Source organism: Pseudomonas caspiana (assembly GCF_002158995.1).
GTDB classification, from domain to species: domain Bacteria; phylum Pseudomonadota; class Gammaproteobacteria; order Pseudomonadales; family Pseudomonadaceae; genus Aquipseudomonas; species Aquipseudomonas caspiana.
Window position 1 is genome coordinate 53,799 of sequence record NZ_LOHF01000005.1, and the last position, 14,625, is coordinate 68,423.

The window sequence follows — 14,625 nt, forward strand, 5'->3', positions numbered from 1 at the left end:
CCTTTTTGTTTGGATGGTTGTCGACGCTGCCATTGGTGAATACAGCCCCTGTAGGAGCTCACGAGCAGCGCGAGGCAGCGATGGCGGTGTGTCAGGCAAACCGTTATCGCTGCCTCGCGCTGCTCGTGAGCTCCTACAGGTCGGTGTTTGCGGAAGGAGGCAATGCCTACAAAAAATGAAACCGATTATTTAGCGCCACTCGTAACAAAGCTTTTGATCCCGTCAACGCGGCGATCTTCTTTGAGAACCCACTGCGGTTCGCTCTTGCACTTGTACTTCACGCCTTTGCGCCGCGTTATGGCGCTCACCGTTGTCATGCATTCTTCTCTGGATGCGTAGGCGTCTCCCGGCCTTCGCTCTTCCACACAGCCTTCCATACCACTGCACATTGTCATAACGACAAAATAGACAGTCATCATCGCGGTGTTGCTCCATTGATCAGTGCGATCTAAAAGTTCTGCGCCAGTGCTCGTTACTGTCTGAAGACGGGTTGCAGTAATGGGGGGCAGGCACGGGCAAGAGACGCACAGGCTCATCCCTTGTAGGCCTGAGAAGATGCTGAGCCTTATTCAGGCCGCCAACAATGGCCTAAGGCTTCCATCCGTCGGAATAACGTCACTTTTTGCGATTTCATTGAGTGGTGTCATTTTAATGGACATCGATTTAGTCATTAAATTGACTTTTGCTAGGCTGATCATCTTTGCAGGAAAAATTGCCAAGTCCTGTAAAGGCTAGCGGAGGATGCGGGCAGTGCCGCTCATCGTGACTGATAAGCCGATGGTCATGGCAAGGTTTTGTTACGAAGGAATTCTGGCGATGCTGGGCTGGAGCATTACGTTGGTTATCGCTTTTTCATCTATCAAGAGCCGCTGGCTACGCCAATCGAGGCAAAGATGGAATATACGAAAAACGTAACAATCGTATTATTCGATGCTTCAAAGCAAAATTTTGCGCTTTCATTCGATAGATAAAAAGCTAGTCTGGCATCAATTCCTACAGGGTAATGGCAATGCAGTTACGCAACTCATCCTCTCGCTACGGTCTGGTCAGCATGGTGCTGCACTGGGGCGTTGCTGTTGCAGTGTTTGGTTTGTTCGCGCTAGGGCTGTGGATGGTAGGTCTGGATTATTACGACACGTGGCGTAAAGCCGGACCTGATCTGCACAAGAGCATTGGCATCACGTTATTCGCCTTCATGTTGTTCCGCATCGTCTGGCGCTTGCTCAGCCCGCCGCCGCCGTCTCTGGCCAGCTATGGCAAGTGGACGCGGATCGGTGCGCACGTTGGGCACATGTTTTTGTATGTCGGTCTGTTTGCTGTGATGTTTGCCGGTTACCTCATTTCCACCGCCGACGGCGTGGGGATCCCGGTATTTGGTCTGTTTGAAATACCTGCGCTGGTCAGTGGTCTGCCTGAACAGGCAGAAACCGCAGGCTGGATTCACCTGTACCTCGCTTGGGTATTGGTTGTCTTCGCAGGGCTGCACGGTCTTGCTGCACTGAAACACCACTTCATTGATCGCGATGTGACCCTCAAGCGTATGCTGGGTCGCGCTTAATTGTTCAACCAAAACGGGAATAAAAGCATGTTGAAGAAGACTCTCGCCGCTCTGGCTCTTGGTACCGCACTGTTGTCCGCCGGTCAGGCGATGGCCGCTGATTACACCATCGACAAAGAAGGCCAGCACGCTTTCGTTGACTTCAAAATCAGCCACCTGGGTTACAGCTTCATTCACGGTACGTTCAAGGACTGGAGCGGTAAGTTCAGTTTTGACGCTGCCAAGCCAGAAGCGAGCAAAATCGACGTTGAGCTGAAAACTGCCAGCCTGTTCACTAACCACGCTGAGCGTGACAAGCACATCCTGAGCAAAGACTTCCTGGACGCCGGCAAATTCCCGGAAGCCAAGTTCGTCTCTACCGCTGTTAAGTCTACCGGCGAGAAAACCGCTGACGTGACCGGCGACCTGACCCTGCACGGCGTGACCAAGCCGATCGTGATCAAGGCTACGTTCAACGGCGAAGGCAAGGATCCATGGGGCGGCTACCGTGCCGGCTTCAACGGTACTTCGACGCTTAACCTGAACGACTTCGGCATCAAAGGCCCAGGTCCTACCTCGCAAACTCTGGACCTGGAAATCAGCTTCGAAGGCGTTCAAGCCAAGTAAGCTTTTCCGGTTAATCAAAAACGCCGACCTCAGGGTCGGCGTTTTTGTGTGGAATAACTTGAGCCGTATGGTTTTTTTGTGGGAGCGGTGCTTGCCCGCGATAAACGATAACGCGGTATGTCGTCTAGCAGCGTCTCATGTATCGCGGGCAAGCACCGCTTCCACAGAAACCTGACAGCCACACACAAAAACGCCCCGAACCAGTCGGGGCGTTTTTTTGTTCCAGCTTTGCTTAACCTTCGCGGTTGCGGGTCAGCAGTGCTGGTTTTTCACCGCGTGGGCGACTTGGTAGTTGGTCGAGTTGTTCAGCGGACGGGAAGCGATCGCTTTTCGACTCTTTGTGCATGATCTTCGGTTGCGGCTGGCTCTGGCTGTCACGAGGACCGCGAACTGCCGGTTCCTGGCGGGCTGAGTCATCGCGTGCCGGACGACGGTTGCGCGGGTTCTCGTCACGACGAGCCTGACCATCGCGCGGAGCACCGTTGCGTGGACCGTTGCGTTTGGCTGGCGGCGTGCCAGTGGTTGCACCGCCGCTGCGCGGACCGCTTGGGCGAGGGCCACGCGCGGCAGGCGCTGCACCTGTCGCTGCGCCGGCACCAGTGGATGGAGCGCCTGGGCGACGACCACGACCCTGGTTCTTGTTCTGGTAGGGGCTGACGTAATCAGCGCGGTTGCCGAAGTTATCCACTTCGTCATCCAGAAACTCGTCCGGGGCACGATCTGAAGCAGGACGCGGCGCGGCAGTTGCGCGAGGAGTAGAAGAGCGTTGTTCACGCGCAGGTGCGCCGTCACGAGGCTTTTGCTGATCACGCGGCTTGCGGGCCGGACGTTCGCCGGCAGCGGCAGCCGCCGGTTTTTCCTTGCCCTTATCTTTGCCTTTGTCTTTACGACCGCCGCCACCGCCACCACCGTTCGGGCCATCGCCACGCGGACCACGCGAATTGCGCGGGTTACGCACATCCGGACGCTCGCGAACTTCAGGCTTCTCGGCTTCAACGGCAGACATGTCAAAGCCCATCAGATCGCCGTCGGCAATCTTCTGTTTGGTCATGCGCTCGATGCTTTTCAGCAGCTTTTCTTCGTCCGGAGCAACCAGCGAAATCGCTTCGCCGGTACGACCTGCACGGCCAGTACGGCCGATGCGGTGCACATAATCTTCGTCTACGTTCGGCAGCTCGAAGTTGACCACGTGCGGCAGTTGGTCGATATCCAGGCCACGAGCGGCGATATCGGTTGCCACCATGATGCGTACGTCACCGGCCTTGAAGTCGGCCAGAGCTTTGGTGCGGGCGTTCTGGCTCTTGTTGCCGTGGATTGCCACGGCACTCAGGCCGTGTTTGTCCAGGTACTCGGCCAAGCGGTTTGCACCGTGCTTGGTACGAGTGAAGACCAGCACCTGCTCCCACGCACCTTGAGTGATCAAGTGCGCGAGTAGCGAACGCTTATGGTTGGCTGGCAGGCGGAACACGCGTTGCTCGATACGCTCGACCGTGGTGTTCGGTGGCGTGACTTCGATGCGTTCCGGGTTGTGCAGCAGCTTGCCTGCCAACGCCGTGATGTCGTTGGAAAACGTTGCCGAGAACAGCAGGTTCTGACGCTTGGCGGGCAGACGTGCGAGGACTTTCTTCACGTCATGGACGAAGCCCATGTCGAGCATCCGGTCGGCTTCATCGAGCACGAGGATTTCAACGTGGGACAGATCGACACTGCCTTGACCACACAGATCGAGCAGGCGGCCAGGGCAGGCTACCAACACGTCTACGCCGCGTGCCATGGCTTGAACCTGAGGGTTCGTGCCGACGCCGCCAAAGATGCAGGCGCTGACGAACTTAAGGTCGCGGGCGTACAGCTTGAAGCTGTCATGCACCTGGGCGGCCAGTTCGCGGGTCGGGGTCAGGACCAGTACACGCGGTTGGCGTGGGCCGTGACGCTGGGATTTGTCCGGGTGACCGTTGGGAAACAACCGCTCCAGAATCGGAAGGGCGAAACCACCGGTTTTACCAGTACCTGTCTGGGCGGCAACCATCAGGTCGCGACCTTGCAACACGGCGGGAATGGCCCGCTGTTGCACCGGAGTAGGCTGGGTATAGCCCGCTGCCTCGATGGCGCGAACTAGAGCCTCGGAGAGACCGAGGGAAGCAAAGGACATGAGTAATCCTGTTTTAGTTAGAGCTTATGCTCAAAGGGAAGTCTTGCCTGGCGCGAATGGCGTTCAGGCTTCGTCGAAACTGCCAGAGCGTCGACCATGCTGTTCGGGGAACAGGGTGATCGCGGCTCGGTGTTTTCGTTCAAGCTTTGGAGAACGCAGTCCCGTCCGGTCCTGCTGGGCCTTCAGGGCATCTCGTGACGCTGCGCAATTAACGAAGATGCGCTATTGGCGTGATCGAGGAGCCTGAAACAAGACCGAGCATCCGGGCGTAAGCCTGGCGGGAAGGCCGGAGTATAACAGAGCAAACGCCAAGCGCTGCTTTCCTGCTGCTCAACGGTGTCGATACCGACTGAATGCTTCGATTTTCTGGAAGCGCCGGCAGGTCACAATGCGCGAAACCTGCCAGCCGTGCAACCGTGTCGCTTAACGCGGCAGCTTCAGGTTGTTCCAGATGGCCAGGCTCGGCTCGGCCTGGTTCAAGGTGTAGAAATGCAGCCCTGGCGCGCCACCTTGCAGCAGACGCTCGCACATCTCGGTGATGACCTGTTCGCCAAACGCCTGAATGCTTTGCACGTCGTCGCCATAGGCTTCCAGTTGTTTGCGGATCCAGCGCGGGATTTCCGCACCGCAGGCATCGGAGAAACGCGCCAGCTTGCTGTAGTTGGTGATCGGCATGATGCCCGGCACGATTGGCAGGTTGACGCCTTTCTTCTGTACGCGTTCCAGGAAATGGAAGTAGCTGTCGGCGTTGAAGAAATACTGGGTGATTGCACTGTCGGCACCGGCCTGGGCCTTGTGCACGAAGTTCTTCACGTCGTCGTCGAAGTTACGCGCCTGAGGGTGCATTTCAGGATAAGCCGCGACTTCGATGTGGAAATGGCTACCTGTTTCTTCACGAATGAACGAAACCAGATCGCTGGCATAACGCAGCTCGCCGCTGGCCACGCCCATACCGGAAGGCAGGTCGCCACGCAGGGCAACGATACGCTTGATGCCGGCTTCCTTGTACTGGTTCAGCAGGCCGCGCAGATCGTCCTTGCTGTCGCCAACGCAGGACAGATGCGGTGCGGACGGTACTTGAATTTCGTTTTGTAACTGCATGACGGTGTTGATCGTACCGTCGCGCGTGGAACCACCGGCACCATAAGTGCAGGAGAAGAAAGCGGGGTTGTAGCTGGCTATCTGACGAGCAACGTTCAGAAGCTTTTCATGGCCAGCCTCGGTCTTCGTCGGGAAGAATTCGAAGCTGAAGCTGCGGTCTTGGGACATGATCGGTAACCTTGGGAATTCGAAAGCCTAACGCTGCCCCCTGTAGGAGTGAGCTTGCTCGCGATAGCGTCAGATCAGTAGACATCTGCATCAACTGACCTGACGCTATCGCGAGCAAGCTCACTCCTACAGGGTGGCTGCCGTTTCGATGAGCGAGTGTCCGCAATAATTGCGGGCACCCGCTCAATCAATCAGTAACGGTAAGCGTGCGGCTTGAACGGACCGTCAACGGTCACGCCGATGTAGTCGGCCTGGGTCTTGGTCAGTTTGGTCACAACGCCGCCGAAGCCGCGAACCATTTCCAGAGCCACTTCTTCGTCGAGTTTCTTAGGCAGTACTTCAACGGTCAGACGCTCGGCTTTTTGTTCCGGGGACAGATCAGCGTACTTCTGACCGAACAGGAAGATTTGCGCCAGAACCTGGTTGGCGAACGAACCGTCCATGATACGGCTTGGGTGACCTGTGGCGTTGCCCAGGTTAACCAGACGGCCTTCGGCCAGCAGGATCAGGTAGTCGTCGTTCTGGGCATCGAATGCGCCAGGGCCGGTACGGTGGATCTTGTGTACTTGCGGCTTCACTTCTTCCCATGCCCAGTTCTTGCGCATGAAAGCGGTGTCGATTTCGTTGTCGAAGTGACCGATGTTGCAGACCACAGCGCGTTTTTTCAGCGCTTTGAGCATGTTCGAGTCGCAAACGTTGACGTTACCAGTGGTGGTCACGATCAGGTCGATCTTGCCCAGCAAGGCTTTGTCGATGCTTGCTTCGGTGCCGTCGTTTTCACCGTTGATGAACGGCGAAACCAGCTCGAAACCGTCCATGCAGGCTTGCATGGCGCAGATCGGGTCGACTTCGGTGACTTTAACGATCATGCCTTCCTGACGCAGGGATTGAGCCGAGCCCTTGCCCACGTCGCCATAACCGATAACCAGTGCTTGCTTGCCCGACAGCAGGTGGTCAGTACCACGCTTGATGGCGTCGTTCAGGCTGTGACGGCAGCCGTACTTGTTGTCGTTCTTGCTTTTGGTCACCGAGTCGTTGACGTTGATGGCCGGGATTTTCAGCTCGCCTTTGGCCAGCATGTCCAGCAGGCGGTGAACGCCAGTGGTGGTCTCTTCGGTCACACCGTGAACGCGGTCCAGAATGGCCGGGTACTTCTTGTGCAGCAGCTCGGTCAGGTCGCCGCCGTCGTCGAGGATCATGTTGGCATCCCAAGGCGCGCCATCTTTCAGAATGGTTTGCTCCAGGCACCACTCGTATTCTTCTTCGGTTTCGCCTTTCCAGGCGAACACAGGAATACCGGCAGCAGCAATGGCAGCAGCAGCCTGGTCTTGAGTGGAGAAAATGTTGCAGGACGACCAGCGAACTTCGGCACCCAGGGCAACCAGGGTTTCGATCAGAACGGCAGTCTGAATGGTCATGTGGATGCAGCCGAGAATCTTCGCGCCCTTGAGTGGTTGCTCGCCAGCGTATTTGCGGCGCAGGCCCATCAGGGCAGGCATTTCGGATTCAGCGATGATGGTTTCGCGACGGCCCCAGGCAGCCAGGGACATGTCGGCTACTTTGTAGTCGGAAAAATCTGCGGGCGTGATTACTGCACTCATTAGAGAGTCTCCATTCGTAGTGTGCGAATGGGCGCCGTTGTGCGTTTAAGGTTCGACAGGGACAACCCGATCGAACAACGCCCCATCCGAGCCTGACAGGAAAACCTGCTGCAGCGCCCCTCGGACAGGTGGCGGGAACGGTATCAAGTGAAGATGACCGTTTTGAAACGGTGGGGATTATAGCCAAGCTGGCTCATCTTCCCAAGGTTTTCTATCGGCGGCTGCCGAGTCAACTTCAGTCCGCTGTCCGAAAAAATACCGGGGACCGGATGGACGGTGCCGCTACCCTATGGATTCGATAGGGAGCGATGACTGTGCTGATACCCGCCGTGTCTGCCATGATTACCCGCATCAATCGGCAGACGTCAGGAGCAAGCATGAATTTCCACACTCGCAAGTGGGTGAAACCTGAAGATCTCAACCCTAATGGCACGTTGTTCGGCGGCAGCCTGTTGCGCTGGATCGATGAGGAAGCGGCGATTTACGCCATCGTGCAGTTGGGCAACCAGCGCGTGGTGACCAAGTACATTTCCGAGATCAACTTTGTCAGCGCTTCACGTCAGGGCGACATCATCGAGTTAGGTATTACCGCCACCGAATTTGGCCGTACCTCGATTACTCTCACGTGCCAGGTGCGCAACAAGATCACCCGCAAGAGCATCCTGACGGTTGAAAAGATGGTTTTCGTCAACCTGGGCGAAGACGGCTTGCCCGCACCGCACGGCAAGACCGAAATCACCTACGTGAAAGATCAGTTCAAGGAAGAGGCGATCGACGAATAAACCGAAGTGGCCGGTCTTGTCTGGAAGTGCGGTCTCCTGTGGGAGCGGTGCTTGCCCGCGATAAGGCTGGACGCGGTTCACTTAAGATCGCGGTGTCCCTATCGCGGGCAAGCACCGCTCCCACAGGTTTTGCGTCGTCTATCAGCTCGCAGGCAAACATCGAGTCTCCCGCTGAAAGACAGATCTCAATACCATCAAGGACGCGCTGTTGCCTTCATGAACTCGCCAAGCGGTTCGGCATAGAAGCGAGCCATATTAGTCGTGCCGTGTCCGCGGGTTTCAGCGCTGGCAGGAATCAATACCAGACGTGCGTTTTTCAGCTGGGCGAGTGATTTTTGCATCGTCCCGGTCTCGGGCGGATTGCGCTCGTCGTCTGCACTGTTGATTGCCAGCACCGGCGCTTTGATTGCCGAGAGCTTTGGCGAGACATCGTAGTCCGCCGAGGACTGCCATTGATAAATGAAATCGTTGGCATCCCCCGGCAGCGGCGCTGCCAGCTTTTCATCAACCAGTTTGTCTGCCTGCGCTCTTGTAGGCGCCAAGGCCTGATAAGCAAGGGTGCCGCCGCTGGTGCCAAAGCCAAACATCACGTTGGCCAGACGAAGCGAGGGCGGCGGGCTGGTGTAGTTGCCTTCGTTCCAGGCCGGGTCCTGCTTGATGGATTCGATCAGCATGCGCCGCATGATCCAGTTGCGCGCCGACATTGCAGTAGGCTGCGAGGCCATCGGTACCAGCGCGTCCATCATGTCTGGCCATTTCTGGCCCCACATCCAGGTCTGCATGCCACCCATGGAATTGCCCATGACCAGCCGCAAATGCTTGATGCCCATCCCTTCGGTCAGCAGGCGGTGCTGCGCCTCGACCATGTCGTCGTAGTTATAGGCGGGGAATTTCATGCGCAAACCGTCTGACGGTTTGCTGGACTTACCGACGCCGATGCCGTCGGGCGCGATGATGTAGTACTTGCTGGCGTCCAGAGGTTGACCTGGACCAAACAGCTCACCCCCGAAATCCTTGCCCAGCATGTCGCTGGCTGGTCGATTGGTGCCGTGCAGAAAGAGCACCGCCGGGTTCTTCGGATCGCCGACGGTGATGTAGCTCATCCGCAGGTTGTCCAGTTTTTCACCGGTGTGGAAGGTGAAGCTGGGGGCCGTCCATAAACCTTCCACTGCTGCTGGAACGCTTGCCGCATAGGCCATGCCCGTCTGCGCCACGATCAATAGCGCAGCGCACAGGCCGCTTTTGAATCCTCGCATGTTCAGTTCCTCTTTTTATTTTTATGAGGTGTCACTGTTCAGTCTGTGTTGCCACGGTCCACTTTAATCAGCGCTTGAGGCTCTGCCAATCGCGCAGCCATTGCAGACCAGTGCTGGTGTCGCCCTTTGGCCGGTATTCGCAGCCAATCCAGCCGGTGTAACCGAGGCGATCGATTTCTTCGAACAGCCAGTGGTAGTTCAGCTCGCCCAGATTCGGTTCGTGACGATCCGGCACGCCAGCGATCTGGATATGACCGACGCCAGCAAAATCACGACGCAGTTTGGAGATCACATCGCCTTCGACGATCTGGCAATGATAGAAGTCGAACTGCACCTTGAGGTTGGCCGCGCCAACTTCCTTGCAGATGGCTTGCGCCTGATCCTGACGATTCAGAAAGAACCCCGGCATGTCACGGGTATTGATCGGCTCGATCAGTACCGTAATGCCGACCTTGGCAGCTTGTTCAGCAGCGTAGGCGAGGTTTTCCAGGTATACCGCTTGATGGCGTTCACGCAATTCTTCGCTGGGCAGCAAACCCGCCATGACGTGAATCCGGTCGTTGCCCAGCACGTCCGCGTATTCCAGCGCGCGGGCGATGCCGGTGTGGAATTCTTCTTCACGCCCTGGCAACGAAGCAATGCCGCGCTCGCCTGCTGCCCAGTCACCCGGTGGTGCGTTGAACAGCGCTTGCACCAGCCCGTTATCGCTCAGGCGCTGCTTGAGCTCCTGAGTGCTGTAGTCATACGGAAACAGATACTCGACGGCGCCGAAACCATCGGCGGCCGCTGCGCTGAAGCGCTCGAGAAAATCATGTTGCGGGTAGAGCATGCTGAGGTTGGCAGCGAAACGAGGCATGTGAGCTCCAGTCTTGTTAGATCAGACGAATGGCCAGATCACCAGGGTCGCAAGGAAACCCAGGGTGCCGAGGATGGTAACCAGCACAGTCCAGGTGCGCAGACCGTCGGCGACATTAAGGCCAGCCAGTTTGGTGAACATCCAGTAACCAGCGTCGTTGATGTGCGACATTGCCAGACCGCCACCGCCCATGGCCAGGCACAGCAGCGCAAGGTGGTTGGGGGTCAGGTTCAGGGTCACGATCAGCGGGCTGAGAATACCGGCCGTGGTCACCAGTGCAACGGTGGTGGAACCTTGCACGGCACGCAGCAGCAGAGTCAGCAGGAAGCCCAGCGCCAGAACCGGCAGGCCGGTGGTGCGCAATGCTTCGGAAACGACAGCGCCAATACCGGTATCCACCAGCACTTTACCGAACACGCCACCGGCACCGGCGATCAGAATCACCATGGCCACGCCTGGCAATGCCGAGCCGATCACGTCAGACACCTGAGTGCGGCTCCAGCCACGACGAGTACCCAGCAACCATGCACAGAGCAGGGTGTCGATCAGCAGCGCAACCAGCGGCGCGCCCAATACGGTCAGAACGCTGCGCAGCGTCGAGTCGACAGGCAGCATGGTGGTGGCCAGCGTACCGAGCAGAATCAATACGATCGGCAGCAGGATCAGCGCGATGATCAGACCAAAACCTGGCGCCGGAGCGGGCGGCAGCGATCCGGCAAGGCTGCTGGCGCTTTCTTCCAGACCCGGCTTGTTCGAATGCGTCGCTTCGCTGCTGGTGTTGGAGTAGTCACCGTTATGCCAGGCTTGCAGATCCGCGTTGGAGATGTGCGGGCCGTAAACCTCGGCGCGGATATCGTCAGTCATCGGGTAGAACTTGCGTGTCATGCGACCCGCAATGAAATAACCGATCAGGCTCAATACCGCGACCATCGGGATACCGAACATCAGTACGCGGCCAAGATCAGCCCCCAGTTGGCTGGCCGCAGCGACAGCGCCTGGATGAGGAGGCAGGAACGCATGCACCGCAAGCAATGCCGCACACATCGGCAAGGCGAACAGCAGCAGTGGTTTGCGTGCCGCACGGGCCACGCCGTAGGCCAGTGGCATGAGGATGATCACGCCCACTTCGAAGAACACCGGAATACCGACGATGAAACCGGCAACGGTCAGCGCCAGCGGTGTACGCCGGTTGCCGAAGCGGTTGATCAGGGTTTTCGCCAATGCTTCAGCGCCACCGGACAACTCGATGATGCGTCCGATCATCGCGCCCAGGGCAATGATGATCGCGATGTGACCGAGGGTTTTGCCCATGCCGCCTTCGATGGTGGCAACCAGATCAGCCGGTTTCACACCCGCGACCAGCGCGACAATGATGCTCACCAGCATCAACGCCACGAACGGCTGGAATTTGTACTTGAGGACCAGGAACAGCAGCAGCGCAATGCCCGCGCCCGCGATCAACATCAGCATTAGTGGCGTCATACTTTAAAGTCCCATTGTTATTGTTTTCCGGCTGGGCCGGGTCTTGTCGAAGGCCGCTGAACGGCCCTCAATCAAATGCCTTGAACTACCACTTGGCCCCAAAAACCTCGCGCAACTCGTCCAGTGCAGCCTGGTCGAGCGGAGCGGGTTTGGGGTGGGTCATCAACCAGAGTCGAGCGGTTTCTTCCAGTTCTTCAAGGGCGTAGGCGGCCTTGGCAACCGAGCTTTCCCAGATAACCGGTCCGAGCCGTTCGAGCATCACGCCGCGCACACTGTTGGCCAGTTGCGCGACGCGCTGGGCGACTTTCGGCGAGCCGGGACGCTCATAACCAATGAGTGGAATCTGCCCGACTTTCATCACCTGATAAGGCGTCAGTGGCGGCAGGATGTTGTCCTCCTGCCAGACGCCCGCCAGGGTCAGCGCAACCAGATGGGTGGAGTGGGTATGCACCACGCCGCCCACATCTGGATTGCGGTCGTAGACCTCGCGATGCAGCGCGAGGGTCTTCGAAGGTTTGCTGCCCGACACCCATTCACCGGCCAGGTTGACCTTGGCGATTTCGGTCGGATCGAGGCGACCCAGGCAGGCGTCGGTTGGCGTGATCAGCCAGCCGTCATCGAGCCGTGCGCTGATGTTTCCGGCACTGCCAACGGTGTAGCCGCGGCCATACAGCAGCCTGCCGATGTCGCAAATCTCTTCGCGAAGCTTGTTTTCAGCACTCATGAGGCTTCCCCCGCCAGCTGCTTTAGGGCTTTGCTGAAGAAGTCACGGCCACCGAAGTTGCCGGACTTGAGTGCCAATGCCAGCGGTTGAGCGCCACTGCTGACGGTGGCCGGAACGCCTGGATCAATCTGCGCGCCGATCTTCAGCAGTTGCACGCCCAACGCCTGAACCACAGCGCCGGAGGTTTCACCGCCCGCGACCACGAAGCGGCGCACGCCAGCATTGAGCAAACCTTTCGCGATTTGCCCCAGCGCGTCTTCCACCAACGCGCCTGCGCGTTCAACGCCCAGTTGCTGTTGTACGGCTTTGACTTCATCTGGCGAGCTGGTGGCGTAGATCAGCACGGTTTCGCCTGCTTTGCGGGCGAACTCCAGCGCCTGCTCAACCACCGGACGACCAGCGGCCAACTCCAATGGATTGATGCGCAGGGCAGGGCGATTGGCTTCAAGCCAGGCCGCGACCTGACCGTTGGTGGCGACTGAAGCGCTACCTGCCAACACCACTTCACCACCCAAAACCGGCTCAAGTTTGGCGGCGTCGATGTCACGCAATTTGCCAGCCTTGCGGAAATTGCCCGGCAAGCCCAGGGCCAGGCCCGAACCACCGGTCAGCAATGGCAGGTCGGCACAGGCTTCGCCCAAGGTGTAGAGATCGGCATCGGACAGCGCATCGGCAATCGCCATGCTCACGCCGTCGGCGCGCAACTCGGCAATCTTGCTGCGCACGCCGTCAACACCTTTGGCGATGCTGTCGTAGCGCAGCAGGCCGACTTTCTGCTGGGTTTGCGATTGCAGCACGCGTACCAGATTGGCGTCGGTCATCGGCGTCAGTGGGTGATGCTGCATGCCGCATTCATTCAGTAACTGGTCCTGAACGAACAAGTGGCCACGGAAGATCGTGCGACCGTTTTCCGGGAATGCCGGACACGCCAGGGTGAAATCGCTGCCGAGTTTTTTCAGCAGTGCTTCGCTGACCTGACCGATGTTGCCCGCAGCGGTGGAGTCAAAGGTCGAGCAGTACTTGAAGAAGATCTGCTCGCAGCCACGCTCGCGCAGCCATTGCAGCGCAGCGAGGGATTCCTCGACCGCTTCGGCGGCAGGCGTAGTGCGTGATTTCAAGGCAATGACGATCGCGTCGGCGTCGAGATCCGCCGCCATTTCAGCCGTCGGAATACCAATGCTTTGCACGGTGCGCATGCCGCCGCGTACGAGCATGTTGGCCAGATCGGTTGCGCCGGTGAAATCGTCGGCGATGCAGCCCAGCAACGGGCGCACAGGAGAATTACTCATCGGTTGCCCCTTAAGCTTGTTCTGGCTTGGCTTTCGGCAATTCGATGCCCGGGAAAATCTTGATCACGGCGGAGTCATCTTCACGACCGTAACCGGCGCTGGAAGCCTGCATGAACATCTGGTGTGCAGTGGCCGAAAGCGGCAGCGGGAATTTGCTGGTGCGAGCGGTATCCAGTACCAGGCCCAGATCCTTGACGAAGATATCCACAGCCGACAGCGGCGTGTAATCAGCGTTAAGGATATGCGGCACACGGTTCTCGAACATCCACGAGTTGCCCGCGCTGTTGGTGATCACTTCGTAAAGAGCGTCGGCGTCGACACCTTCACGCAGGCCCAGCGCCATGGCTTCGGCGCTGGCTGCGATGTGAACACCGGCCAGGAGCTGGTTAATGATTTTGACTTTGGAACCCAGGCCGTGAACGTCGCCCAGGCGATAAACCTTGCCCGCCATGCCATCGAGAATGGCCTGGGCCTTGGCGTAGGATTCAGCCGGGCCGGAGGTCATCATGGTCATCTGGCCTGCGGCCGCTTTGGCTGCGCCGCCGGAGATCGGGGCATCGAGGTACAGCAGGCCTTTATCGACCAGACGTTGACCCAGCTCGACTGCGAAGGTCGGCGCGACGGTGGCGCAACCGATAACCAGGCTGCCAGGACGCAGTGCTGCAATGGCACCGTTCTCACCGAACAATACGGTTTCGGTCTGCTCAGCGTTGACCACAACGGTGATGATCACATCACAAGCGGCTGCCATGGCAGCAGGGGAGGCGCAGGCAACGCCGCCTTCGCTGGCGAACTGCTCGGTAACGCTGGTGCGGACATCACACGCATGCACATTGAAACCACTGCGCAGCAACGAGCGGGCAATGCCCAAACCCATCGCACCCAAGCCAATAACGCCGACATTCTTGTTAGTCATGCTGTCTTCCTCGGATGGTTGCCGATGCTCGTCACTGCCAGCAATCGGTCGGAATTGTTCTGATCTGTGAATCCGATAGTGAATCAGTGAGCGAATAATGTGAAGTATTATTTGTCTTTAACATATATTCACATCTG

Annotated in this window: 12 protein-coding genes and 1 riboswitch; of the genes, 3 read left to right on the top strand and 9 right to left on the bottom strand. The window is 58.1% G+C overall.

Features of this window, described 5'->3' with window-relative positions; translation table 11 throughout:
• Positions 1-1,009 precede the first annotated feature (1,009 nt).
• Both AUC60_RS08440 and AUC60_RS08445 read left to right on the top strand, forming a co-directional pair.
• Positions 1,010-1,558 carry a cytochrome b gene (locus tag AUC60_RS08440; RefSeq protein WP_087265722.1) on the top strand — a complete coding sequence of 183 codons (549 nt, stop codon included), beginning with the start codon at positions 1,010-1,012 and terminating at the stop codon, positions 1,556-1,558.
• Between the two features lie 27 nt (positions 1,559-1,585).
• Positions 1,586-2,164 (top strand): YceI family protein, encoded by a 579-nt coding sequence (locus AUC60_RS08445; RefSeq protein WP_087265723.1) that lies wholly within the window; start codon positions 1,586-1,588, stop codon positions 2,162-2,164.
• A 232-nt stretch (positions 2,165-2,396) separates the two neighbouring features.
• Here AUC60_RS08445 and AUC60_RS08450 read toward each other — a convergent pair whose 3' ends face one another.
• From AUC60_RS08450 to ahcY, 3 genes are all read right to left on the bottom strand, one after another.
• A complete protein-coding gene (locus tag AUC60_RS08450; protein ID WP_087265725.1) occupies positions 2,397-4,313 on the bottom strand; it encodes an RNA helicase RhlE2 in 1,917 nt (638 codons plus the stop codon).
• 423 nt (positions 4,314-4,736) lie between these two features.
• Positions 4,737-5,582, bottom strand: coding sequence for a methylenetetrahydrofolate reductase [NAD(P)H] (metF, locus tag AUC60_RS08455; RefSeq protein WP_087265727.1), 846 nt, complete (start codon positions 5,580-5,582; stop codon positions 4,737-4,739).
• Between the two features lie 191 nt (positions 5,583-5,773).
• A complete protein-coding gene (gene ahcY, locus AUC60_RS08460) occupies positions 5,774-7,183 on the bottom strand; it encodes an adenosylhomocysteinase (protein ID WP_087265729.1) in 1,410 nt (469 codons plus the stop codon).
• A gap of 22 nt (positions 7,184-7,205) precedes the next feature.
• A riboswitch (S-adenosyl-L-homocysteine riboswitch) is annotated at positions 7,206-7,311 on the bottom strand.
• Positions 7,312-7,560: 249 nt separating this feature from the next.
• Here ahcY and AUC60_RS08465 point away from each other — a divergent pair.
• Positions 7,561-7,965 carry an acyl-CoA thioesterase gene (locus AUC60_RS08465; protein WP_087265731.1) on the top strand — a complete coding sequence of 135 codons (405 nt, stop codon included), beginning with the start codon at positions 7,561-7,563 and terminating at the stop codon, positions 7,963-7,965.
• A 194-nt stretch (positions 7,966-8,159) separates the two neighbouring features.
• On the opposite strand, the gene AUC60_RS08470 is transcribed toward AUC60_RS08465, so the two are convergent.
• The 6 genes from AUC60_RS08470 to ltnD all read right to left on the bottom strand — a co-directional run bounded on the left by AUC60_RS08470 (position 8,160) and on the right by ltnD (position 14,533).
• Positions 8,160-9,221, bottom strand: a complete 1,062-nt coding sequence (locus AUC60_RS08470; RefSeq protein ID WP_087265732.1) for an alpha/beta fold hydrolase — start codon at positions 9,219-9,221, stop codon at positions 8,160-8,162.
• Positions 9,222-9,288: 67 nt separating this feature from the next.
• Positions 9,289-10,077 carry a 2-oxo-tetronate isomerase gene (gene otnI / locus AUC60_RS08475; protein ID WP_087265735.1) on the bottom strand — a complete coding sequence of 263 codons (789 nt, stop codon included), beginning with the start codon at positions 10,075-10,077 and terminating at the stop codon, positions 9,289-9,291.
• Between the two features lie 21 nt (positions 10,078-10,098).
• A complete protein-coding gene (locus AUC60_RS08480) occupies positions 10,099-11,559 on the bottom strand; it encodes a GntT/GntP/DsdX family permease (RefSeq protein ID WP_087265737.1) in 1,461 nt (486 codons plus the stop codon).
• Positions 11,560-11,644: 85 nt separating this feature from the next.
• Complete coding sequence (otnC, locus tag AUC60_RS08485; RefSeq protein WP_087265739.1) at positions 11,645-12,283, bottom strand: 3-oxo-tetronate 4-phosphate decarboxylase; 639 nt, start codon at positions 12,281-12,283, stop codon at positions 11,645-11,647.
• Positions 12,280-13,572 carry a 3-oxo-tetronate kinase gene (otnK, locus tag AUC60_RS08490; protein WP_087265741.1) on the bottom strand — a complete coding sequence of 431 codons (1,293 nt, stop codon included), beginning with the start codon at positions 13,570-13,572 and terminating at the stop codon, positions 12,280-12,282. The genes otnC and otnK overlap by 4 nt, the downstream gene beginning before the upstream one ends.
• A gap of 10 nt (positions 13,573-13,582) precedes the next feature.
• On the bottom strand, positions 13,583-14,533 hold the full coding sequence (gene ltnD / locus AUC60_RS08495) for an L-threonate dehydrogenase (protein WP_274521390.1): 951 nt from the start codon (positions 14,531-14,533) through the stop codon (positions 13,583-13,585).
• Positions 14,534-14,625 lie beyond the last annotated feature (92 nt).